Raw genomic sequence first — 23,376 nt, 5'->3', positions numbered from 1 at the left:
GCCCTGTTGGACTCCCGGCAGGCCGCGTCACGGAGCGGCGGCAGCGGCTACGAAGCGGCCTTGAAGCCCCGCAGTCGCAGCGAGTTTCCGACCACGAAGACCGAGGAGAACGCCATCGCGGCTCCCGCGATCATCGGGTTGAGCAGCCCGGCCGCCGCGAGCGGCAGCGCGGCGACGTTGTAGGCGAAGGCCCAGAACAGGTTGGTGCGGATCGTGCCGAGGGTCTTGCGCGACAGCCGGATGGCGTCCGCCGCGGACCGCAGGTCGCCGCGGACCAGCGTCAGGTCCCCCGCCTCGATCGCGGCGTCCGTGCCGGTCCCCATCGCGAGGCCCAGGTCGGCCTGGGCGAGGGCGGCGGCGTCGTTGACCCCGTCCCCGACCATGGCGACCGAACGGCCCTCCGCCTGGAGCTTCCTGACGACGTCGACCTTGTCCTCGGGCATGACCTCCGCGTACACCGTGTCGATCCCGACCTCGGCCGCGACCGACTCGGCCACCGCCCGGTTGTCGCCGGTCAGCAGGATCGGGGTGAGCCCCAGGGCCCGCAGCCGCTTGATGGCCTCGGCGCTGGTGTCCTTCACCGCGTCGGCGACCTCGAGCACCGCCCGTGCCTCGCCGTCCCAGGCGACCGCGATGGCCGTCCGGCCCGCGGCCTCGGCCGCGGCCTTGAGCCGGGCCAGCTCCACCGGCAGGTGGATCTCCCACTCGGCCAGCAGCTGCTCCCGGCCGACCAGGACGGCGTGGCCCTCGACGATGCCCTGGACGCCGAGTCCGGGGATGTTGGCGAAGTCCTCGGGGGTGGGGAGGGTGGACTTGGTGCGGTCGGTGGCGCCGGTGGCGACGGCCTGGGCGATGGGGTGTTCGGAGGAGTGTTCGAGGGCTCCGGTGAGGCGGAGTACTTCGTTCTCGGTGGTGGTGTCGGTGGTGTGGACGTCGAGGAGGGTCATGCGGCCGGTGGTGACGGTGCCGGTCTTGTCGAGGACGATGGTGTCGACGCGGCGGGTGGTTTCCAGGACCTCGGGTCCCTTGATGAGGATGCCGAGCTGGGCGCCGCGTCCGGTGCCGACCATGAGGGCGGTCGGGGTGGCGAGGCCCAGGGCGCAGGGGCAGGCGATGATCAGTACGGCCACGGCGGCCGTGAACGCGGCCGTCAGGCCCGCGCCGTTGCCCAGCCAGAAGCCGAGCGTGCCGAGCGCCAGGGCGATGACCACGGGGACGAAGACGGCGGAGATCCGGTCGGCGAGGCGCTGGGCCGCCGCCTTGCCGTTCTGGGCGTCCTCGACGAGCTTCGCCATCCGGGCGAGCTGGGTGTCGGCGCCGACCCGGGTGGCCTCGACGACGAGCCGGCCGCCCGCGTTGAGGGTGGCCCCGGTGACCGAGTCGCCGACGCCGACCTCCACGGGCACGGACTCGCCGGTCAGCATCGAGGCGTCCACGGCCGAGGCGCCCTCGACGACGGTGCCGTCCGTGGCGATCTTCTCGCCGGGGCGGACCAGGAAGCGGTCACCGACCTGGAGATCGGCCGTCGGCACGGTCACCTCGCGGCCGCCGCGGATCACGGTGACCTCCTTGGCGCCGAGTTCCAGCAGTGCCTTGAGCGCCGCGCCCGCCTTCCGCTTGGAGCGGGCCTCGAAGTAGCGTCCGGCCAGGATGAACGCGGTGACTCCGGCGGCGGCCTCCAGGTAGATGTTCCCGGAGCCGTCGGTCCGGCCGATGGTCAGCTCGAACGGGTGCGTCATGCCGACCATGCCCGCCGTGCCGAAGAACAGCGCCCACAGCGACCACAGGAACGCGGCCGACGTACCGACCGAGATCAGCGTGTCCATCGTGGCCGCGCCGTGCCGGGCGTTGGTGAACGCGGCCTTGTGGAACGGCCAGGCGGCGTACGTGACGACCGGGGCGGTCAGCGTCAGGGAGAGCCACTGCCAGTAGTCGAACTGGAGCGCCGGGATCATCGACATCGCGATCACCGGCACCGCGAGCGCGACGGCGGTCAGCAGCCGCTGACGCAGCGGCCGCAGCTCGTCGGCCCCCTCGGCGCCGCCCTCGGGCGTGTCCGCCGAGGCGGTGGCGGCCGGGGGAGCGGGCTCCTGCGCGGTGTAGCCGGTCTTCTCGACGGTGGCGATCAGGTCCTGTACGGAGACGTCCTCGCCCCGGTAGCTGACCTTGGCCTTCTCGGTGGCGTAGTTGACGGTGGCGGTGACGCCGTCCATCCGGTTGAGCTTCTTCTCGATACGGGCCGCGCAGGAGGCGCAGGTCATGCCGCCGATCGCGAGCTCGACCTCTGCGGCGGTGCCGGTGTCGGTGCCTGGTGTGGCGATGTGCGCGGACACGTTGTCCTCCCTGACCGTGACGTTGATACCCCTGGGGGGTATGCATTGCTGACTCATGTATACCCCCCTCCCCTATGAAACGCAAGGGCGGTGCGGCGCGCGAGTCCGGAACGTGTGCGTTCGGTCACCGGGCATGCGGCCGGCCTCGCGTATCTTCGGCTGGCATTGAGGCTGCGCCCTCGGTGTACTGACCCGTAGGGTGGTCATTGGACTAGACCTATTGCTGTCTCCGGATGATTGGGATTCCATGAGCAACCGTGCAGTCCTGGAGGTGATCGCTCTCGACGCGGAGGACGCGGTCGCGGCCCAGGCGGGTGGTGCGGACCGGCTTGAGCTGGTCACCGACATGGCGGCGGACGGCCTGACCCCGTCCTGTGCGACCTTCGCGGAGATCCGGGCAGCGGTGGACATCCCGCTGCGGGTGATGCTCAGGGCGGCGGACGGCTTCGCGGCCGGGGACATCGAGGTGCTGGTGGCCAAGGCCCACGAGCTGCGTGCGGCGGGCGCCGAGGAATTCGTCTTCGGCTTCCTCGACGACCAGGGGCGGCCGGACCTGGTAGCCGTCGAGCGGCTCATCGCGGAGCTGGACGGCGCCCCCTGGACCTTCCACCGCGCGATCGACCGGGCCACTGACCGGGACGCGCTGCGCAAGCGGCTGGCGGACATGCCCGGCCTGGACACCTACCTCACCGCGGGCTCGGCGAAGGGCGTCGACGAGGGCATCCCGACCCTGCTGGCCGAGGCCGCCCGCAAGGGCGAGCCCGGTTACGAGGCGCGGATCCTGGTGGGCGGCGGCCTGCGTCTGGAGCACCTGCCCGAGCTGCTGGCCGCCGGGATCGACGCCGTGCACATCGGCGGCGCCGCCCGCCCGCACGGCTGGTCGGGCCCGGTGGACGCGGCGGCGGTACGCGAGTGGCGCACGGTGCTCGACGCGTAACGGAGCCGCGTACGGGGGCGCGTAACGGAGCCGCGTACGGGGGCGCGTAACGGAGCCGCGTACGGGAGGCGTGTAACGGAGCCGCGTACGGGAGGCGTGTAACGGAGCCGCGTACGGGAGGCGCGTAACGGAGCCGCGTCCGGGAGGCGTGTATCGGAGCCGCGTCCGGGAGGCGCGTACGGGGGCGGGGAGGCCCGGGCCTCCCCGCCCGCGCTCACGCGGCCACGGGCACCGCCAGCTCCTCCGGCAGCTCCGCCGCGTGCACCACCGTCAGCCCGGACACCGCACGCGTCAGCGCGACGTACAGCCGGCGCAGCCCCGTCCGGGTGTCCGCCTCGCCGTCGACCACCGCGGCCGGCTCGTCCAGCACCACGTAGTCGTACTCCAGGCCCTTCGCCAGCGACGCGGGCACCAGCGTCAGCCGGGACGCGGCGGTCGTCTCCTCACCCGGCGAGAGGTACGCGTGCCCCGCCGCCTCCAACGCCCGCGCCAGCGCCGGAATCCGGGCGTCCGCCGCGATCAGGCCGATCGACCCCTCCTGGGCCAGCGACTCCTCGCACGCCGCGACCACCGCCGCGTCCAGTGCCTCCGCACCGTCCACCGCCCGCACCTCCAGCGAACCCGGCGACTCACGCACCGACTCCACCGCCGCCAGCCCCGGCGAGATCACCGGCAGCAGCCGGGAGGCGTACGCGATCACCTCGCGCGGCACACGGAAGCCCGCCGTCAGCTCCTCCACCACCGCGTCCGGCTTCCCCAGGTGGTGCAGCGCCTGCGCCCAGCTCGCCGTCGACCACGGTGTCGTGCCCTGCGCCAGATCGCCCAGCACCGTCGCCGAACCGGTCGTGCAGCGGCGGCCCACCGCCCGGTACTGCATCGGGGACAGGTCCTGCGCCTCGTCGAGCACCACATGGCCCAGCGAATGCGTCCGCGCCACCAGGTCGTTCGCCTCGTCGATCAGCACCGCGTCCGCCGCCGACCACTTCGCCGACTTCACGCTCCGCGCGGGCTTCACCCACAGCACCGCCTTCTGCTCGTCCGCGTCGAGCAGCCCCTCCGCGTGGGCGGCCAGGAACTCCGCGTCCGACAGCAGCCGCAGCACCAGCTTCGCCGGGTCCACGGCGGGCCAGATCGCCTTCACCGCCGCCTTCACCGCGGGATTGCGGGCCACCGCGTTCTGCACCCGGTCGTCCGGGGCCTCGCCCGCCTCCTCCATCCGGACCAGCACGGCGTGCGCGATGCGCTGCGGCAGCGCCTCGTGGGCCGCCCCGTACCGCATGTCCCGGGCCAGCAGCTCCTCGACCATCCCGGCGATCTCGTACGCGGGCACCCGCCAGCGCCGCGAGCCGCGCACCACCACGACCGGTTCCTCGGGCGGCGTCACGTGCGAACGGATCGCCCGCCGCAGCACCTGGGCCATCCGGGCGTCACCCTTGACGACGGCCGCCCCGGCCGTGTCCGTACCGCGCACCTCGATACCGGCGGGCGCCACCAGGTCGTCCACCGTCGACTGCTCCACCGCCAGCTCGCCGAGGGCCGGCAGCACCTGCTCGATGTACTGGAGGAACGACCGGTTCGGCCCGATCACCAGCGTCCCGGTCCGGGCGAGCCGCTCCCGGTGCGCGTACAGCAGGTACGCCACCCGGTGCAGGCCCACGGCCGTCTTCCCGGTGCCCGGACCACCCTGCACGCACACCGTCCCGCCGAGCCCGCTGCGGACGATCTCGTCCTGCTCGGGCTGGATCGTCGCGACGATGTCCCGCATCGGGCCGACGCGCGGGCGCTCGATCTCCGCCTGGAGCAGCCTGCTGGTCTGCTCGGCCTCCGCCGGGTCGGTCAGGTGCTCGTCCTCGTACGCCGTCAGCTCGCCGCCGGTGTAGCCGAAGCGGCGGCGCTGCCCGACGTCCTGCGGGTCCTTGCGGGACGCCCGGTAGAAGGGCTGCGAGACGGGGGCGCGCCAGTCGATGACCATCGGGTCGCCGCCCGCGTCGTGCACATGGCGGCGGCCGATGTAGAACTGCTCCCCCTCCGCCCCTTCCGCCTGCTCGGCGCCGACCCGGTGCAGGTAGTCCAGCCGCCCGAAGAAGAGCGGGGTGTGGGCGAGGTCGGCGAGCGACTTGATCCGCTCGTCGATCTGGGCCTGGAGGACGGCCGCGTTGACCCAGTTCGCGGTCACGTCGCGGATGTCCAGGGCCTGGGCGTCCTCGCGCATGGCCCGCAGCGCGGCACGGGACGCGGTGAGGTGGGCGCGTTCGCGGGCCAGCGGATCGGTGGTGGTGGTGCTGTCGTTCTCGAGTTCGTGCGCGGGCACGGTGTTGCCTCCGGCTTTTCAACGCAGGACGGCGGACCGCTCCGCGCCCTTCGGGGGCGATGCGGTCCGCTGCGGGATCGATCACGGGTACGCGCAACGGGTGCGCGTCGGGGTGTCGACCGGTTTCCGTCCGGTCGGCGGCGCTCCCCCGGCTGCCGGAACGGACCCCTCGGGGCCGCCGGTACCACGGTGCGGGAGGCGGGCAGACCGGCGATTGTATCCACCGGGCCCGGTTGGGGCCAACGCATTACGGGTGGCGCTCTCCCCATGGCTGTTCCCACCGGATGGCTGTTCCCACCCCATGGCTGTTCCCACCGGACGGCTGTTCCCGCCGGGCGCGAAGCGCCGATCCCCGATCACACCGACCCGTACCCCCTCCCATCGCGGCCGCGACCGCAGGACAGGAAGCCGCGGACGGGGCCGGCGGGATTCGCGGCGGCGTAGGGTGATCGAACTGCCGCCCGGTCGATCCCACCGCGCGCGGGATTCGGTGCCGCGTGGCCGCGGCTTCCGCGCCGCGGACGACGGGGTCCCCGGTCACCGCGGCTCGGATCGTGTGACGGAGGCGAATGTGCTGGTTACTGTCGCGGACGTGGAAGCCGCCGCCGAGCGGATCACCGGACACGTCGTACGGACCCCGACCGTGCCGAGCCCCGGGCTCTCCGCGTTCCTGGGCGCGCCGGTCACCGCGAAGCTGGAACTCCTGCAGCGCACCGGCTCGTTCAAGGCGCGTGGCGCGACGGCGAAGCTGCTCGCGCTCGGTGAGGCCGAACGCGCCGCCGGTGTCGTGGCGGTCAGCGGCGGTAACCACGGCATCGCGACCGCGGTCATGGCCGGCGCGCTGGGCATCGAGGCGACCGTCGTCATGCCGCGGTCCGCCCCGGGCCGGGCCGTGGCCGTCGCGGAGGCCGCCGGAGCGTGCGTCGTCCTCGCCGACACCATGGACGAGGCGTTCGCCCTCGTGGACGATTTCCGGGCCAAGGGACTCTCCCCGGTCCACCCCTTCGACGATCCCGTCGTCATCGCGGCCCAGGGCACGGTCGGCCTGGAACTCGCGGAGGACGCCGGGGAACTCACCGACGTACTCGTCAGTATCGGCGGCGGGGGACTGATCTCCGGGGTCGCCGCCGCGCTGCACGCGCGCCGCCCGGGGGTACGGATCTGGGGCGTGGAGACCGAGGGCGCGCAAGCGATGTCGCAGGCCCTGGCCTCCGGCGGGCCGGTGCCGGTCGAACTGTCCTCGATCGTCTCGACACTGAGCGCCCCCAGCGCCTCCCAGCTCACCTACGAGCACGTCTCGGCGCTGGTCACGGACGTGCTCACGGTGACCGACGCGGAGGCCGTCCAGGGCACCCTCGATCTGGCCGACCACGCCAAGGTCTGGGCCGAGCCCGCCGCCGGGTGCCTGCTGCCCGCGGCACGCCGGGTACTGGAGCGCGTCGGTGAGGGGGCCGGGATCGGCCTGGTGGTCTGCGGCGGCAACACGACGACCGCCGACGTGGCCGCCTGGGCCGGACGCTTCGGGCTGCGCTGACCGCACGGGCCCGGCACGTTCCCGACCGGCGGCGCACAGCCCCGGTCCCCGGGCCCTGGGACCGGCGCCTCTCGCGGGACCACGAAGAACACGACGGGGCCGTACGCCGTACGCGCCTCCACCCCGTAGGGGACCGGGTGGAGGCGCGTACACCCCTGGGGCGACGCGGGGTCCGCCCGGGGTCCACCCGGATTCCACCCCCGGACCGATACCCGTTCCGGGCCGGGCGCAGCACCATGGAACACATGAGCACCCTGACCCTGAACCCCCGCAGGACCGGCCCCGCGCACGGCGCGACGGCGGCCACCGGCCACCTCCGTACCCACCGCCTCGGCGATGCGGTACGCGCCGTCAAGGTCTTCGTCCGCGCCGCCTTCGACGTGGCCGTGCTCGGCGAGTACGCCGAGGAGACCGGCCCCCGCAACCGCGACGTGAGAACCGGCGCCCACCACCATCACGCCCGCTGAGGGCGCCGCCTCAGCTGTCCGCCAGCAGCTCGTCGGCGTCGACGATCCGGTACGCGTACCCCTGCTCGGCCAGGAAGCGCTGGCGGTGCGCCGCGAAGTCCTGGTCGATCGTGTCGCGCGCGACCACCGAGTAGAACCGCGCCTCGTGCCCGTCCGCCTTCGGCCGCAGCACCCGGCCCAGCCGCTGCGCCTCCTCCTGGCGGGAGCCGAACGTTCCCGAGACCTGGATGGCGACGGTCGCCTCCGGCAGGTCGATGGAGAAGTTCGCGACCTTCGAGACCACCAGCACGCTGATCTCGCCCGACCGGAACGCGTCGAAGAGCTTCTCGCGCTGCGCGTTGCTCGTCTCGCCCTTGATCACCGGAGCGTCCAGATGTTCACCCAGCTCGTCCAGCTGGTCGATGTACTGCCCGATGACCAGGGTCTGCTCGCCGCGGTGCCGCCGTACCAGCGCCTCCGTCACCTTCCGCTTCGTCGCCGTCGTCGCACAGAACCGGTACTTCTCCTCGGCCTCGGCGGTCGCGTACGCGAGCCGCTCGGAGTCCGTCAGGTTGACCCGCACCTCGACGCAGTCGGCGGGCGCGATGTAGCCCTGCGCCTCGATCTCCTTCCAGGGGGCGTCGAACCGCTTCGGCCCGATCAGCGAGAACACGTCCGACTCGCGGCCGTCCTCGCGCACCAGCGTCGCGGTGAGACCGAGCCGCCGCCGCGCCTGGAGATCGGCGGTGAACTTGAAGACCGGCGCGGGCAGCAGATGCACCTCGTCGTAGATCACCAGCCCCCAGTCCCGGGAGTCGAACAGCTCCAGGTGCGGGTAGATGCCCTTCCGGCGGGTGGTCAGCACCTGGTACGTGGCGATCGTGACCGGCCGGATCTCCTTGCGGGTCCCGCTGTACTCGCCGATCTCGTCCTCGGTCAGCGAGGTCCGCTTCACCAGCTCGTGCTTCCACTGCCGGGCCGAGACCGTGTTCGTCACCAGGATCAGCGTGGTCGCCTTGGCCTGAGCCATCGCGCCCGCCCCGACCAGCGTCTTTCCCGCACCGCAGGGCAGTACGACGACACCCGAGCCGCCGTGCCAGAAGCCCTCGACGGCCTGCTGCTGGTACGGCCGCAGCGACCAGCCGTCCTCGGCCAGCTCGATCGGGTGCGCCTCGCCGTCGACGTAACCCGCGAGGTCCTCGGCGGGCCAGCCCAGCTTCAGCAGCGTCTGCTTGATCTGCCCGCGCTCGGAGGGGTGCACCGCCACGGTGTCCGGGTCGATCCGCGCCCCGACCAGCGGCTGCACCTTCTTCGAGCGCAGCACCTCCTCCAGCACCGGCCGGTCGGTCGAGGTCAGCACCAGCCCGTGCACCGGGTGCTTGGAAAGCGTGAGGCGGCCGTACCTGGCCATCGTCTCGGCGATGTCGACGAGCAGCGCGTGCGGCACCGGGTAGCGCGAGTACTGCACGAGGGCGTCGACGACCTGCTCGGCGTCGTGCCCGGCGGCCCGGGCGTTCCACAGTCCGAGCGGGGTCAGCCGGTAGGTGTGGATGTGCTCCGGTGCCCGCTCCAGCTCGGCGAACGGCGCGATGGCCCGGCGGCAGGCGTCGGCCTGGTCGTGGTCGACTTCGAGGAGCAGCGTCTTGTCGCTCTGGACGATGAGAGGTCCGGTCACGCGCGGCGGCCCTTTCTACGGGGTGCGGCCAAGGATGAGGCCAAACGTCCAGTGTGCCGCATCGGAGCGGAAACGGGCCCGCCGCCCGGTTCGATGCCCTGCCTGGGACCGGTCGCGGGGGTGCCGGGAATCCGGGCCCGGTCGACGGGGCCGGGCTTCCCGGGGAGCCCCGGCGGACGGGGCCGTGCGACGTGGTCACGCCGTCGCGTCGTCCGCGAGTTCGGCGACGCCGGTGATGCGGTGGAGGGGGTAGGTGCGGACCTCGTCGGCGGTGTGGTCGTACGCGGTGACGAAGCCGCCCTCGACACGGACCGGGGCGATGACCCGCTGGCTGGCGGCGCCGTCCGCGTTCACGTAGCCGATCCAGAGCGCCGAGCCGGTCAGCACGGCGGCCTGGACGGTGGCGAGGGTCTCGGCGGAGCCGGTGCGGGGCAGGGCGCCGGGCGTGCCGGCGGGGGACTCCGGGGTCTCCTTGCGGGCCACCGTGGCGGCCGTGTCCCCGGCGCGGATCGCCCGGACCGCCGCGTCGAGCAGGGTGGGGTCCGGTACGGGCGGGCCCTCGGGCACCGGGGCCGGTGCCGTGCGCGGCGGGGTGCGGCGGCTGCCCGCCCGGGTGATCAGGACGTCGCCGTCGGCGGACTCCGCGGCCGGGGCGTAGCCCATCTCGCGCAGCCCTTCGAGCAGCGAGGCCGGGTCGGCCTGCGCGGCCAGGACCGTCGGGGCGAGGCGGCGCAGGCGCAGCGTGGCGGAGCGCTTGTCGGCGAGGATCTCGTTCAGTACGGCCTCGTCGTCGCACCGCACGTACGAGGAGGCGGCGCCGATCCGCAGGTGGCCGTGGCGGCGTGCGATGTCGTCGACGAGATAGCTGAGCGGCTGCGGCACGGGCGTACGGCTGTGGGCGGCGAGGAAGGCGTGCAGGTCGGCCGCGGACTGCCCGGCGTCCAGGGCGCGGCGCACCGAGCCCGGGGTGAAGCGGTAGACCGTCGCGCCGCCCTTCGACTCGATGTCGGCGAGGACGGAGAGCGCCTCCGCCAGCGGGCGTTCCAGGGGGCCGGGGGCGACGGCCGTCAGGTCGGCCTGGAGCAGTACGTGGTCCAGCGGCTCGGGGAGGAGCGGGGCGAGCAGCGCGGCCGCCTCGTCGGGCCCGCCGTCCAGCAGGGCGCGGGTGTGGGTGGCGAGCGCGCCCCGGCCGGTGACGCCGAGCAGTTCGCACTCGTCGAGCGTCCACAGGGCGATCCGGGACCGCAGGTCGGCGGTGCCGGCGGTGCCGTGCTCGGACGCGGCGCCGCGCAGCGGGCGTTCCCAGCGGAGCCGGGCGAGGACGGCCTCCGGGTCGGGGACGGTGCCGGGCTCCGGCCCGGCGAGGAGGGCGAGGACCCGGCGGCGCACCTCGGGGGCGGCGGAACGGTCGAGCCCGGACCCCAGCGCGGCCATCGCGCGCCCCTTGGAGTCCTGGCCGCCGACCAGTCCGGGGACGCGGGTGGCGGGCAGCCAGGCGGTGACCAGGGCCGCCCAGCGCTCCTGGGTGGGAAGGGCGGCCCAGTCGTCGTACGCGGGGGTCGGGGCGTACCGCTCGTCGGCCTCGCCGTCGGAGGCCAGCAGCCCGGCCGCGTAGGCCAGTTCGGTCCAGAACGCGGCGACCTGCTCGGGGACCTCCAGGGCGGTGGCGGCCCGCTTCAGCTCGCGGACGCTGAGCCCGCCGGCCCGCAGTATCGGCGGCCCGCCGCCGTCCCAGTTCTTCAACAGCTCCTCGACGGTGCTCACCGCGAGGAACGCCTGGGCGGCCGCGGCGCTGTCCACAGCCTGTGGATCGCGGCGGGTGACGGCCGCCACGACGGGCGGCTCGGGCTCCGGTACGCGGTGGGCGCGCCCGGCCCGCAGATGCAGGGCGGCCTCGCGGGGCAGCACCACCGTGCGGGCCGACACCGGCAGCAGCAGCCCGCGGTCGCGCAGCCAGGTCACGGGAGGGGTGGGGTTCGAGGTGACCTCCCCGTACGGCGGCCCCCACACCAGCCGGTCCAGCACGGTCAGGGACTCCGCGGGGGCGGTGTCCAGCAGCGCGCCCATTCGGGCCCGGTCGGTGAAGAGCGAGGTCAGGGCGTGCACGGCGGAGACCGGGTCGTGGGTGGCGGGCAGCCCGGCGGCGGTCAGGATCTCCTGGAGACGGCCCGGGGACATCCCGGAGGTCGCCTCGGCGACGGTCGGCCCGAGACCGGTGGGGGAGGCGTGCTGCGGGGACGGGGCGAGGATCTCGCGGGCCGTACGGACCAGCCGCATCCGGTCGTCCCCGCCCCAGACCAGGGCCTGCTCGCGCAGGGTGGCCAGGGCGCGGGGGAGCGCGTCGGCGACGGCCTCGCCGACATCCGCGCCGCCCGGTTCACCGCCCGGTTCGTCGCCCGTGAGCAGGGCGAGCAGGGTCGCGTACGGGACGGGTTCGGCGGCCACCGCGAGCGCCTCGGCGGTCTGGAGGGCGAACCGGTCCAGCCGTTCCAGCGCGCGGACGACGGAGGCGCGCGTACCGGCCCGGGTCGCGAGCTGGGTGATGTCGCCGGGCACCGGGCTCAGGAGGTCGGGGCGGGCCCGCAGCAGTGCCGCCAGCGACGCGTCGTCCCGGGCACGGAGTGCTTCGGCGAGCGTCCGCGGTGGTGTGGTCATCCCCATCCGTCCCACGGTAGCCGCTCCGGACAGGCCCGAGGGCGCTACCGTCGGTGCAGGGCGGTAGGAGGGGACGATCACGTGGGGATCGAGAGCGACCAGCTGGTCTACGACTATCTGAGCCGGGTCGGGGACCTGGCGCAGCAGCAACAGCTGGCCTCGGCGGACCGGATGCGGCTGGTGGCGACGCTCAGGGGCGAGATCGACCGGCAGCGCGGAAAGGTGGCCGGGGACAGCCCGGCGGCGGTCCGCCGCATCATCGGACGCCTCGGTTCGCCGGACGAACTGGTGGCCGCCGCAGCCGGTTCGGGCGACGGCGTGGCGCAGGCCCCGGCGGGGGTCCCGGCGCAGCCCCCGGCACCGGAACAGGAGCCGGAACCAGCCGTTCCACGCCCGCGCCGCGGGCTGCTCCGCAAGGAGGCCCCCCGCCCGGCGGCGGACACCGGAGCACCGCCGGAGCCCGCCGAGGAACCGGGCCCCCTGCCACCGCACCGGGCCGGTACGGACGAGCTGGGCCCCTCCCGGGGCGAGCCCGACTGGTGGCGCGTCGAGCAGACGCCGTTCGGGCGGGGCGTCGACGTACCCGGGTTCACCGGCGGGGTGGAGATCCCGGCCATGCTGCGCGGGCCCCTCCCGCCCGCCGAACCCGGCGCGGAAGCCGCGGAGGAGGAGGCGGCCGGGACGGAGGAAGCGGAGGAGACGGAAGGGGCCGAGGAGGAAGCCCCCGCCGGGAAGCGGCGTCGCCGTCTCCCGCGGCTCGTCCGCCGTGCCCCGCGCGAGGACCGGGCGCCCGGTCGCGGCTTCAACCACCCGATGCTGCTGCTCGCGGCGCTGCTCCTGGCGGCGGGCGCCGTGACCGGTTCCTGGCTGGCCCTGGCGGGCGGCTGGCTCCTCGCGTACAGCTCGCGCGCCCTCTCCCGCGCGGAGGCGAAGTGGGCCGCGATGGGGCTGCCGGGCACGGTCGCGGCGGGCGCGCTGCTCTGGCTGTGGGGCCGGAGCGAGGGCCGCTGGGGCGAGCCCGTAGCCGCTGGTCAGCTGAACGCCGCGATCGACGAGACCTGGCCCTGGGCGGTACGGGGAGCGGCCGTCGCCTCCGCGCTCTACCTGGTGTGGCGCGCGCGGAGGCCCCGGTCGTAGCGCGGGCCGAGGTCGGGGCGGGCGGCTCGGCCGTGACGGGCGGCTCGGCCGTAACGGTCGGCCCGCCCCGCTTGCAGCTCAGGCCCCGGCCGTAACGGGTGGCTCCGGTCGTAACTCGGGCCCGCGCCATAACCAGTGGCTCCGGTCGTAACCCGGGCCCCCGCCATCACCAGTGGCCCCGGCCACAACCGGCAGTCCCGGCCACAATCGGCAGTTACGGCCGTACCACCGGTTACGGCCGTACCACCGGTTGCAGCCGTAATCGGCAGTTCCGGCCGCAACCGGTGGTCCCGGCCGCAGCAGGTAGCAGCCGGCTTCTGCCCGTAGGTACGGGCGGCGCAGGCTCGAGCCGCGGCGGGGGTCTCAGCCGGTCATCTTCGCCTGGAACTCGTCGAGAATCCGGTCGGCCGCCGTGTAGCCGATGCCGGCGATCCACAGCCGGTCGTCGACCTTGAAGACCTTGCCGTTCTTCGAGGCCCGCAGGTTCTTCCACAACCCGCTGTTGATCGTCCTGTCCGTGCCCGCCTTCGCCGGGTCGCCGTACGTCGACGTGAAGACGACGTCCGCGTCCGCCAGGTCGATCTTCTCGGGCGACACGTCGTAGGAGAAGCCGTCCTTGGCCTTGTCGGTGATCGCGGGGCGGCCCACCCCGAGGTCGGCGAGGATCGAGCCGATGTAGTTCTGCTTGCCGTAGATCCGGATGTCGGCGCCCTCGACGAAGCGGACGAAGTTCACCTCGGTGGCGGCGGCCTTCTTCGGGCCGCCGATCGCCTCGGTCACCTTCGCGACATGGGCGTCGTACGCGGCGACGGCCTTCTTCGCCTCGGCCTGCTTGCCGAGCGCCTCCGCGTGCAGCTGGAAGTTCTCCTTCCAGGCCGTACCGGTGGACTCCGTCATCACGGTCGGGGCGATCGCCCGCAGCTGCTCGTAACGGTCGCCGTCGCGGACCTTGCTGGTGAGGATCAGGTCCGGCTTCAGCGAGGCGACGGTCTCCAGGTCGGGGTTGGCGATCTCGCCGACCTCCTCGATGCCCTTCGTCCCGCTCGCGGGCAGGTACGACGGGAAGCCGTCCTCCGACGCCGAGTGCGTCGCGCCCACCGGCCGCACCCCGAGGGTGAGCGCGGAGTCCAGCTCACCGGTGTCCAGGACCACGACACGCTTCGGGTGCACGGGGACGTCGACGTCGCCCATGGCCGTCTTCACGGTGTGGGTCCGCGCGGAACCGGAACCCGAACCGGAACCCGAACCGCCCGGGCCGGAGCCGCTCGCGCTCCCGCCGGACTCCGAGAAACCGCAGGCCGAGAGGGTGAGCGCACCGGCCAGGGAGAGCGCACCGAGCGCGACACCGCGACGGCGGAGGAAGGTGGTGGCGGTCATGGGCTGCCTTTCGTGAAGGAGCGGGAGAGCGGAAGGAAAAGGCGGGGCGGACGTCAGCCGGCCGCAGGACCGGGCTGCCAGGGCGCGCCCGGCACCACGAGCGGCGAACCGGTCACCGGGTCCGGGACGATCACCGCTTCCAGGCCGAAGACCTCGCGTACGAGTCCGGCCGTGACGACGTCCGCCGGGCGGCCCTCGGCGACGATCCGGCCCGCCTTCATGGCGACCAGGTGGTCCGCGTACCGGGCGGCCTGGTTGAGGTCGTGGAGCACGGTGACCACGGTCCGCCCCCGGCTGCCGTCGGCCGCCGGGGCGGTGAGGCGGCGCACCAGGTCCAGGACCTCCACCTGGTGCGCGATGTCGAGGTACGTGGTCGGTTCGTCGAGCAGCAGGAGGTCGGTCTCCTGGGCGAGCGCCATCGCGATCCAGACCCGCTGGCGCTGTCCGCCGGACAGCTCGTCCACGGACCGCTCGCCGAGCGCGGTGATGTCCGTACGCTCCATCGCGTCCGTCACCGCGCGTTCGTCCTCGTCCGACCACTGCTGCCACCAGTGCTGGTGGGGCTGGCGCCCGCGCGCGACGAGATCGCTGACGGTGATCGCCTCCGGGGCCACCGGGGTCTGCGGCAGCAGCCCGATCGACTGGGCGATCTTCCGGGTGGGGATCTTCGACAGTTCGGTGCCGTCGAGGAGGACCGCCCCGCCGCGCGGCTTGAGGAGGCGGCCGAGTGCGCGCAGGGTGGTCGACTTGCCGCAGGCGTTCGGGCCGACGATGACCGTGACCCGCCCGTCCGGCACGGTGAGGTCCAGCTCGTGGACGACCGTGCGTTCCTCGTACGAGAGCGTCAGCCCCCGCGCGGTGAGCCGGCCGGTCCCCGCGGCCGGGTCCGTAGCCGGGTCCGCGGCCGGGTCCGCGGCCGGGTCCGGGGCCTCGGACGTCGTACGGGTCGAAGTCATGCTGTACCTCCACTGCGGCCGCGGCCGCCACCCTGACCGCGGATGATCAGCCAGATCAGATACGGGGCGCCGACCGCCGCCGTCAGTACGCCCACCGGAAGCTCGGTGGGTGAGAAGAGCCTGCGCGCCAGCAGGTCCGCGAACACCACGATGACCGCGCCGAGCAGCGCCGAGCAGAGCAGCGGGATCTGCGCGGTACGGGTCATCCGGCGGGCGATCTGCGGGGCGAGCAGCGCCACGAAGTCCACCGGCCCGGCCGTCCCGGTCGCCACCGACGCCAGGACGACGCCGAGCGCGACCAGCCCCAGCCGTACCCGCCCGAGCCGCACCCCGAGCGCGGTCGCGGTGTCGTCGTCCATCGAGACGGTGCGCTGGGCGCGGGCCGCCCACAGCACGGCGGGCAGCAGGACCAGCAGCGTCCAGAGCAGCGGCGTCGCCTCGGCCCAGCCGCGGCCGTTGAGCGAACCGGTCATCCAGATCTTGGCCTGCTGGGCGACCAGGTAGTCGCCCTTCGTCAGGAACAGGGTGGTGACCGAGCGCAGCGCGACCGCGAAGCCGATGCCGATGAGGACGAAGCGGGTGGCGTGCAGCCCGCCGCGCCAGGCGAAGACGTACACCAGCGCCGCCGCCAGCACCCCGCCGATCACCGAGAGGTAGGGCAGCACCGTGTACGAGGTGATGCCGAAGGTCATCGCGCCGACGGTGAGCGCGCCCGCGCCCTGGCTGATCCCGATGATGTCGGGGCTGGCGAGCGGGTTGCGGGCGACGGTCTGGATCAGCGCCCCGGCGATCCCGAAGGCGACGCCGACCAGCAGCCCCGTCGTCATCCGGGGCAGCCGCAGCGTGCCCACCACCAGCTCGTCCGGGGACGGCCGCCCCAGCAGCACCTTCACGACCTCGCCGGGCGCCACGAAGCTCTCGCCGACGCAGAGGTACGCGACGCAGACGACGGCCAGCGCCACCACCAGCGCGGCGGCGACCAGTGCGGCCCGCCGGTGCAGCAGGAACCGTCCCCGCGCCCCGACCCGTACGACGGCGTACCCGGCGGGCCGCACGCGTACCCGCTCCGCGGTCTCGGCACTCATGCGGGCACCGCCTTCCGGCGTACGAGGGTGACCAGGAACGGGACGCCGATCAGCGCCGTCATCACGCCCGCCGGGACCTCGCTCGGAGGGAAGACGACGCGGCCGATCACATCGGAGACCAGCAGCATCACGGGCCCGATCAGCGCGGCCATCGGCAGCACCCAGCGGTGGTCGGTGCCGACGACGGCGCGGGCGATGTGCGGGACGGCGAGCCCGATGAACGCGATCGGCCCGGCCGCCGAGACCCCGACCCCGACCAGCACGGTGGCGCCGATGCCGCCGACGATCCGCACCGTCGCGACGTTCTGCCCGAGCCCCTTCGCGACGTCCTCGCCGAGCGCCAGCGCGTCCAGGCCACGGGCCACGGACACCACCAGTACCGTGCCGACCAGCAGGAACGGCCAGATCTGGCCCGCCACCACGGCCTCGCGCCCGCCGAGCGAACCGACCTGCCAGAAGCGGAACTCGTCGAGCGCGGACGCCTTCGTCGTCAGCACCGCCGAGGTCACCGAGACCAGCAGCGCGTTGATGGCGGCCCCGCCGAGCGCGAGCTTCACCGGCGTGGCACCGCCGCGCCCGCTCGACGCGACCGCGTACACCGCGACGGAGGCGATCGCCGCCCCCGCGAAGGCGAACCACACGTACCCGGTCAGGGTGTGGACCCCGGCGAACGCGATGGCCAGCACCACCCCCACCGAGGCGCCCTGGCTGACCCCGAGGATGCCGGGGTCGGCGATGGGGTTACGGGTGATGCCCTGGAGCACCGTCCCGGCGAGGGCCAGCGCGACGCCGACCATCAGACCGATCAGGGTGCGCGGCACGCGCATGTTCCGTACGACTTCGGCGTTGTCGGAGTGCCCGCCGTGCAGCAGGGCGTCGAAGACTTCGGCCGGGGGTATGGAACGGGCCCCCACGGCCAGGCTGAGGAGAACCGCCACCAGCAGCGCCGCGACGGCCGCCGCCGTCGCGAGAGCGCGTCTGGAGCGGCGTGGAGCGGCGGCTGACATCGGACCCAATCAAGTGGCAAGGAACGAACGGCTGAGAACATCGCAAAGGTAAGCCTTGGCTAAGTCTAAGCACCGCCGTTCCGGGGCCGTCGGCCCGCACCCGACTCGGGCATTCGGTGACAATGGACGACATGCCTTCGCACCCCCCGCGCCCCCTGACGGTCGGTTTCGACCTCGACATGACCCTCATCGACTCCCGCCCCGGCATCAAGGCCACCTATATGGCGCTCTCCGCCGAGACGGGCACGCCGATCGACGCCGACCTGGTCGTGAGCAGGCTGGGCCCGCCGGTCGAGGACGAACTGCGGAACTGGTTCCCGGCCGATGCCGTGCCCGCCGTCGCCGACCGCTACCGCGCCCTCTACCCCACGTACGCCATAGCCCCGACCCCGGCGCTCCCGGGCGCCCGCGAGTCGGTCGAGGCGATCCGCGCCCGGGGTGGCCGGGCCGTGGTCGTCACCGCCAAGTACGGCCCGAGTGCGCAGCTCCACCTGACCCACCTCGGCATCGAGCCCGACGCGGTCATCGGCGGCCTGTGGGCCGAGGCCAAGGCCCACGCCCTGCGCGAGCACGGCGCGCACGTCTACGTCGGCGACCACACCGGCGACGTACGCGGCGCCCGTACCGCGGGCGCCCTCTCGGTCGGCGTCACCACGGGCCCCTGCGACGCCCGGGAACTCCGCGAGGAGGGCGCGGACGTCGTCCTTTCGTCCCTGGCCGACTTCCCGGCCTGGCTGAGGACGTACGAGGTCCGGGCGTAGGCCGCACCTGCACGGCGGTACCGGTACGGAGCCGCCGGCGCGGGGCTACCAGTACGGGGTTTCCGGCACAGGGCTTCCGGTCCGGCACAGGGTTTCCGGCACGGAGTCGCCGGCGCGGGGATTCGCGCGCGGCTCAGGCGTAGGCGGCGAGGAAGGCGCGGACGCCGCCGACGGCCCACCGGTCGAGGTCGGCCTCGCTGTGCCGGGCGGCACCGTGGAACATGGCCTGGTTCACCGGGATCCACAGCAGCAGTCCGGCGAAGTGGTGGGCGGCCAGCGCCGGGTCGTCGGCCTTGAGCAGCCCCTGCTCGGTCAGGTGCCGGAAGGTGTCCGCCAGGGTGGCCAGGACCTGCTCGAACCCCTGCTCGTACCAGGCCGCGCCCAGCTCCGGGAAGGTGTCGGCGTTGGCGATGATCAGGCGGCGCAGCTGGATCACCTGGGGCTGGGTGAGGGTCGTCAGGAACTGGCGGGCGAGGCGGGTCAGGTTCTCGTCCAGGGCGTCGGCCTCGGTGGGGATGTCGGCCACCAGGTCGACCATCGCGTCGACGCGATGGGTGGTGGCCAGCACGATCTCCGCGAACAGCTTCTCCTTGTCGGCGAAGTGCTTGTAGACGGTCTGCTTGGACACCGCGGCACGCTTCGCGATGTCGTCCATGCTCGTCCCCGAATACCCCTTGTCGAGGAACACGGTGGTCGCGGCGTCCAGGATCGCCCGGTGCTTGCGCTCTGACCGGCTGTCCATCGTCGGCTCCCTCTCTCGGTCCACTCCGCCACTCCCCGTTCCCCGTCCTCCGGGGAGGGTACTGGACTGACCAGTACCGCTGTGAGTACCGTACCGTCCAGTTCCGAAGTCGCGGGGATTCTGCCCCGCACCGCACGTCAATGGGGGTTCCGCATGGACATGGACCAGGTGTTCTCGGCCGACGGCACGGCCATCGCCTTCGAACGGCAGGGCTCGGGCCCGGCGGTGGTGCTCGTCGGCGGCGCCTTCATGACGCGCGGCGACTCCGCCGAGCTCGCCGGTCTGCTGGCCGAGCGCTTCACGGTGATCACGTACGACCGCCGGGGACGCGGTGACAGCGGGGACGCCCCGACGTACGACGTGCGGCGCGAGATCGAGGACCTCGACGCGCTGATCGGGGGGCCGGGCGGTGGGTCGGCCATGGTCTTCGGCATGTCCTCGGGTGCCGTCCTCGCCCTGGAGGCCACCGCCGCCGGCAGCGCCGTGTCCCGACTCGCGCTGTACGAGCCGCCGTTCATCACCGACGACAGCCGCCCGCCGCTGCCCGCCGACTACGTGGAGCACCTGACGGAGCTGGTGGGCCGCGAGGCGTACGGGGATGCCGCGGCCTACTTCATGACGGCGGCGATCGGCATGCCCGCCGAGGCCGTGGCGGGCATGCGGCAGGCCCCGTTCTGGGCGGGCATGGCGGCGGTCGCCCGCACCCTCCCCTACGACGGCCGGGTCATGGGCGACACCATGTCCGGCCGCCCCCTGCCGCTCGACCGCTGGGCCTCCGTGGCCGCCCCCGTCCTCGTCGCCAGCGGTGACGCGGGCGCCCCGCACATCCTGACCGGGGCGCGCGAACTCGCCGAGGCGGGCGACAACTTCACGCTGCGGGTCTTCCCGGGCGAGGAACACACCATCGCCCCCAAGACCCTGGCCCCGGCCCTCGCCGCCTTCTTCACCGCCTGACCCCTCCCGGCCGTTCCGGCCTCCGTTCCCGCCCCCGTTCCCGCCTCCGTGGGCTTTTACCGACTCCTCACTGCGGCCTATTTCTTTCCCACGGTGGGTTGCGAGGTTTCCGGAGCCACCACCAATTGGATTCTCCGGGCTCGGCGAGAGGTTTCGGGAGTTCCGAAACCGATGCCCATCGATCGTCCCGGACGGTGCACTCCATGAATTTATCGTCGACCTTGCGGGTGGAATCACGCAAAAGGTCGGCCATGGATTCGGGGAGTTGCTCGGAGATCTTTTCAATGAGATCTCGTGAAAGCAGGGCCTCGGAGTAGAGTCCGACCGGATACTTTCCGGTCGGACGCCAGCAGGATTCCATGCGACGCACCATTCTTTCCCACTCAGCGAGGCAAGTTCGAGCGCTGTATGCAGGAGATCCCGGTTCGTCGGCGAAGTCGAAATGCTCCGTCATTTCGCTTGATTCCCGTAAGCGGGAGGCTGTCTGAATGAATTCCGAAGTAACAGGTGTGGAGATGTGTTGTTCGCGGGCGATTTCAGGAAGCTGGATGACGCGAACGTCAGGGAGCTGAGGGACGGCGGCTTCGACGGCGTCGAGGGAGTAGCGGGGCTGCTCGTCGTCCGACGAAAGAAGTCGGGCGCGGGTCGTCGAACCGGTCGGGGTCACCAGCCAGTATGCGCTGGGAATGTCCTCTTCGGCGGGATAAAGGACCAAGGACTGGGTCGTTGCGGCGAAGGAGGAGGAGAATTCCGGCTCTGTCGGCCTGTGAGGGGCGAAATCCTGGATGAAGACATCCAGGGAGAGCGAAACGTCGCCAAGAAGACGGGCGTAGTCGCAGAGTACGACAGCATCCCAGTTGCGGCTCTCCTGGTCTCCGTCGATACCGGCAACATCGACGGAGCGTGATTCCACCCGCAAGCATGATGCGAGTGCACGGGTGATCAGAGTGGGAGGCAAAGGGCTGACAGCGAGTAGGTTGTATGTCACTGATGTGTTCCGTTATGCAAGGTCAGTGCTTTCTGGGCCGCTTGAGGGTTGTTGAAGAATTCGGGGGCCCGAGTCAACTGAGGGGCGGCGTCGATATCTTCCGGGAGGTGCTGCCCGGACCGAACGTCAGGGACTTCCACGACGGAAAGGCGAGGGCTCCCGCAGGGACGCCGTGTCCCTGCGGGAGTCCTCACCTGTCGTGCGCGGTTTCAGCCGGTCAGCACTCTGCGCCCCACTTGGCGTAGTCCAGGGTCACCCTGGTTCCAGTGAACGCGGTCTTGTTGGAGTCCGGCGGGTAGTGGAGGCAGCCCGATTCGCTCGGGCCGACTTGCGGCGTGAGCTTGTAGCGGATGTGGTCTCCACCGGGGTAAGCCACCCCGTTGTTGACGATGGACAGGCCGTTGGCCGACCATAGGTTCGACAGGTCGCCCATCGACTTCCACTTCGGGGCGCCGGAGTAGTTCCCGTTGTCCCATACGCATACGTACGCGCGCGGGCAGTCGCCCACCGCTGCTGAAGCGGACGGTGCGGTCGTGAGGCCCACCGCGGCCAGGCTCAGAGATGCCACGGCCGCGGCCGCGATCCTCCGCAGGTTCTTTGTGATGACCTTCCCCTTTTCCGCTTACGCCTGTTGTGCTCGTGGCATCAGCATGCGGCGGGACGGGCGGCGGCTGTACAACGTTGTGGTCCGAGCCAAAACGTTGGGCTCGGGGCTTCCACGAAGGCGTCGGGGTCTCCCGTAAGAACCCCTAACGAAACGATCTTCGAAGTGGTTGGATCACTCCGGGACTCCTGATCCGGAGCTGTGCGGTGGCGCGGCCGAAGCCGTAGGAAATCGACGACGAACTGTGCGCGGTGATCGAGCCGCTACTGCCCAGGGTTGAGCGCCGGACCCGGCACCCTGGGCGCAAGCGGCATCCGGACCGGTTGGTGTTCCAGGGCATCCTGTTCGTGCTGCCGCCGCCCGGTCCGGGACCTCGGGGTGAAGCCAGTGATCGCTCGCCGTGGCACCGAGCACGGCTCCGGCCCGGGCACTCAGCGCTGGGTCGTAGAGCGCGCGTTCGCCCACCTGCACTGGTTCCGCCGTCTACGCATCCGCTGGGAGATACGCGACGACATCCACGAAGCCTTCCTCGGACTCGCGTGTGCGTTGATCTGCTGGAGGCGGCTCAGGTCGTTGCGCGGGCAACCTAGAAGGGGGGCCAGCAGGATCCGGGGGGAGGCGCGGGATTAACACGATTCCCGCGACGCATTTCCCATGGCCAGCGCTGGTCGATGACGGCCGCGGCCTCCTTGCAGGCGCCACACGCGTTGCTCCGATCCGGCACCCACCAGTACGGAGAGACCGAGAGACCCTCGTGTTCTATGCCGCACAGGGTCGCGCCGGAACCCGTGTAGGCGTAGGCCGTGTCATAGGCATGGGCCACGTTCTCAGGGAGGCTCGGTGATTCTGCCCGCTCCCAGCGCCCGTACACGGGCTGGTACTGCGGCCGTGAAACCTCATGGGGATCATGTCCCAGCTCGGTCCACGCGTAGCACCAGGAGCAGAACCACCGCTCCTTCACCGGCAAGTCCCACGCCGCTTGCGGTTCCGCTACCGGCGCCTGCCGCATCTCGTGTCCACACACGTCACACGTCACAGCCGGATCCTGCCATGCAACTCCACACCTACTTCTGGCAGCAGGCCCCTCGGCCGAACCGCATTCCGATAGGGGTTCTAACTCCACCTGCATTCGGCGCAGTGGCCGGGGGTGGGGGCGCGGAAGGCGCGGTCGCAGTTGTCGCAGTTCTGGAGGGGGTCGACGAGTGTGACGGGTGTGGGTGGGGTGGGGAGGTAGGCGTTGAGGCGGTGGCGGAGGAGTTTGGCGGGGTGTTTGAGGGGTTGGGGGAGGTCGTTGGTGAGGGTGTGGCGGAGGGTGGTGGGGGTGGCGCCGCGTTCGAACCAGGTGGCGGTGATGGGGGTGAGGAGGGTGATTTCTTTCTCGGTGAGGATGAGGTGTGGTGCGTGGTGGTGGAGGCCGGAGAGCAGGGCTGCGGCGGCCTGGGTGAATTTGGGGTGCGGTTCGTCGTGGGGGTGCGGGTCGCGGGGGTTGCGGGGGCGGGGGAGCGACGCGCCGGGCGATGGCACGGGCGGTGCTGCGGGGCCAGTTGGGGCAGGAGCGGCAGGGGCAGGCGCCGCCGGGACGGTCGGGTCAGGCGGTGAGGGCGGCATGGGGGCCGGATGGGTGGGAGGAACGCGAGGAGGCGGAGGTGCAGGAAGAGCCCGAGGTGCGGGAAGAGGCGGAGGTGCAGGAAGAGCCGGCGGCGCGGGAGGAGTTGGAGGGGCGGGCGGCTGGACCCGGCGGCGGGGGTCCGGGCGGCGGATGCGGGCCTTCGGCTCCAGCGGTTGGTTGTACGAGCAGGTCCGGGTGACGACCCGGCCGTCGGGGAGGCGTTCGCGGGTGCGGCTGAGGTAGCCGTGTGTTTCCAGTTCGCGTA

18 protein-coding genes and 1 pseudogene are annotated in these 23,376 nt (G+C 72.5%); 7 read left to right on the top strand and 12 right to left on the bottom strand.

The features are described 5' to 3' along the window. Positions 1-47: 47 nt before the first annotated feature. A complete protein-coding gene (locus ACFCV8_RS25955; RefSeq protein WP_376687848.1) occupies positions 48-2,333 on the bottom strand; it encodes a heavy metal translocating P-type ATPase in 2,286 nt (761 codons plus the stop codon). A 247-nt stretch (positions 2,334-2,580) separates the two neighbouring features. On the opposite strand from ACFCV8_RS25955, the gene ACFCV8_RS25950 reads away from it, so the two are divergent. Then, positions 2,581-3,270 (top strand): copper homeostasis protein CutC, encoded by a 690-nt coding sequence (locus tag ACFCV8_RS25950; RefSeq protein WP_376687847.1) that lies wholly within the window; start codon positions 2,581-2,583, stop codon positions 3,268-3,270. A gap of 214 nt (positions 3,271-3,484) precedes the next feature. Here ACFCV8_RS25950 and ACFCV8_RS25945 read toward each other — a convergent pair whose 3' ends face one another. Next, positions 3,485-5,581 carry a HelD family protein gene (locus ACFCV8_RS25945; RefSeq protein WP_376687846.1) on the bottom strand — a complete coding sequence of 699 codons (2,097 nt, stop codon included), beginning with the start codon at positions 5,579-5,581 and terminating at the stop codon, positions 3,485-3,487. A gap of 574 nt (positions 5,582-6,155) precedes the next feature. Here ACFCV8_RS25945 and ACFCV8_RS25940 point away from each other — a divergent pair. Together ACFCV8_RS25940 and ACFCV8_RS25935 are read left to right on the top strand one after the other, a co-directional pair. Further along, entirely contained in the window at positions 6,156-7,115 is a 960-nt protein-coding gene (locus ACFCV8_RS25940) for a pyridoxal-phosphate dependent enzyme (protein WP_376687850.1), read from the top strand. 245 nt (positions 7,116-7,360) lie between these two features. Continuing rightward, entirely contained in the window at positions 7,361-7,582 is a 222-nt protein-coding gene (locus ACFCV8_RS25935; protein WP_376687845.1) for a hypothetical protein, read from the top strand. Between the two features lie 10 nt (positions 7,583-7,592). Here ACFCV8_RS25935 and ACFCV8_RS25930 read toward each other — a convergent pair whose 3' ends face one another. After that, entirely contained in the window at positions 7,593-9,236 is a 1,644-nt protein-coding gene (locus ACFCV8_RS25930; RefSeq protein ID WP_376687844.1) for a DNA repair helicase XPB, read from the bottom strand. Between the two features lie 195 nt (positions 9,237-9,431). Beyond that, positions 9,432-11,897: a helicase-associated domain-containing protein gene (locus tag ACFCV8_RS25925; RefSeq protein ID WP_376687843.1), complete on the bottom strand. Its 2,466-nt coding sequence runs from the start codon at positions 11,895-11,897 to the stop codon at positions 9,432-9,434. Positions 11,898-11,972: 75 nt separating this feature from the next. Here ACFCV8_RS25925 and ACFCV8_RS25920 point away from each other — a divergent pair, with 75 nt between their 5' ends. Further along, the gene (locus ACFCV8_RS25920) at positions 11,973-13,028 is read left to right on the top strand and encodes a hypothetical protein (RefSeq protein ID WP_376687842.1); all 1,056 of its coding nucleotides are present in this window, start codon (positions 11,973-11,975) and stop codon (positions 13,026-13,028) included. 363 nt (positions 13,029-13,391) lie between these two features. On the opposite strand, the gene ACFCV8_RS25915 is transcribed toward ACFCV8_RS25920, so the two are convergent. The 4 genes from ACFCV8_RS25915 to ACFCV8_RS25900 are packed head-to-tail and all read right to left on the bottom strand — an operon-like array spanning position 13,392 to position 17,453. Beyond that, positions 13,392-14,405: an ABC transporter substrate-binding protein gene (locus ACFCV8_RS25915; protein WP_376687841.1), complete on the bottom strand. Its 1,014-nt coding sequence runs from the start codon at positions 14,403-14,405 to the stop codon at positions 13,392-13,394. Between the two features lie 53 nt (positions 14,406-14,458). Next, positions 14,459-15,361: an ABC transporter ATP-binding protein gene (locus tag ACFCV8_RS25910; RefSeq protein WP_376687840.1), complete on the bottom strand. Its 903-nt coding sequence runs from the start codon at positions 15,359-15,361 to the stop codon at positions 14,459-14,461. Further along, entirely contained in the window at positions 15,358-16,446 is a 1,089-nt protein-coding gene (locus ACFCV8_RS25905) for a FecCD family ABC transporter permease (RefSeq protein WP_376687839.1), read from the bottom strand. The genes ACFCV8_RS25910 and ACFCV8_RS25905 overlap by 4 nt, the downstream gene beginning before the upstream one ends. After that, positions 16,443-17,453, bottom strand: coding sequence for a FecCD family ABC transporter permease (locus ACFCV8_RS25900; protein ID WP_376687838.1), 1,011 nt, complete (start codon positions 17,451-17,453; stop codon positions 16,443-16,445). Before ACFCV8_RS25900 ends, ACFCV8_RS25905 begins: the two co-directional genes overlap by 4 nt. A 122-nt stretch (positions 17,454-17,575) precedes the next feature. On the opposite strand from ACFCV8_RS25900, the gene ACFCV8_RS25895 reads away from it, so the two are divergent. Then, positions 17,576-18,214, top strand: a complete 639-nt coding sequence (locus ACFCV8_RS25895; protein ID WP_376687837.1) for an HAD family hydrolase — start codon at positions 17,576-17,578, stop codon at positions 18,212-18,214. 133 nt (positions 18,215-18,347) lie between these two features. Here ACFCV8_RS25895 and ACFCV8_RS25890 read toward each other — a convergent pair whose 3' ends face one another. After that, on the bottom strand, positions 18,348-18,956 hold the full coding sequence (locus ACFCV8_RS25890; RefSeq protein WP_376687836.1) for a TetR/AcrR family transcriptional regulator: 609 nt from the start codon (positions 18,954-18,956) through the stop codon (positions 18,348-18,350). 159 nt (positions 18,957-19,115) lie between these two features. Between ACFCV8_RS25890 and ACFCV8_RS25885 the strand changes: the two genes are divergently transcribed. Continuing rightward, positions 19,116-19,910, top strand: a complete 795-nt coding sequence (locus ACFCV8_RS25885) for an alpha/beta fold hydrolase (protein WP_376687849.1) — start codon at positions 19,116-19,118, stop codon at positions 19,908-19,910. Between the two features lie 67 nt (positions 19,911-19,977). Here ACFCV8_RS25885 and ACFCV8_RS25880 read toward each other — a convergent pair whose 3' ends face one another. Both ACFCV8_RS25880 and ACFCV8_RS25875 read right to left on the bottom strand, forming a co-directional pair. Further along, positions 19,978-20,823, bottom strand: a complete 846-nt coding sequence (locus ACFCV8_RS25880) for a hypothetical protein (protein ID WP_376687835.1) — start codon at positions 20,821-20,823, stop codon at positions 19,978-19,980. 292 nt (positions 20,824-21,115) lie between these two features. Continuing rightward, complete coding sequence (locus ACFCV8_RS25875) at positions 21,116-21,466, bottom strand: peptidase inhibitor family I36 protein (protein WP_376687834.1); 351 nt, start codon at positions 21,464-21,466, stop codon at positions 21,116-21,118. Positions 21,467-21,856: 390 nt separating this feature from the next. On the opposite strand from ACFCV8_RS25875, the pseudogene ACFCV8_RS25870 reads away from it, so the two are divergent. Continuing rightward, positions 21,857-22,132 (top strand): annotated as a pseudogene (locus ACFCV8_RS25870) (transposase); the annotation flags it as partial. 483 nt (positions 22,133-22,615) lie between these two features. Here ACFCV8_RS25870 and ACFCV8_RS25865 read toward each other — a convergent pair. Beyond that, positions 22,616-23,026, bottom strand: a complete 411-nt coding sequence (locus ACFCV8_RS25865; RefSeq protein WP_376687833.1) for a hypothetical protein — start codon at positions 23,024-23,026, stop codon at positions 22,616-22,618. Positions 23,027-23,376: the final 350 nt, after the last annotated feature.

It is taken from the genome of Streptomyces sp. NPDC056347, assembly GCF_042262625.1.
Classification (GTDB): domain Bacteria; phylum Actinomycetota; class Actinomycetes; order Streptomycetales; family Streptomycetaceae; genus Streptomyces.
The sequence above is the reverse complement of the archived record's forward strand: the minus strand, read 5'-3'. Positions and strand labels throughout refer to the sequence as shown.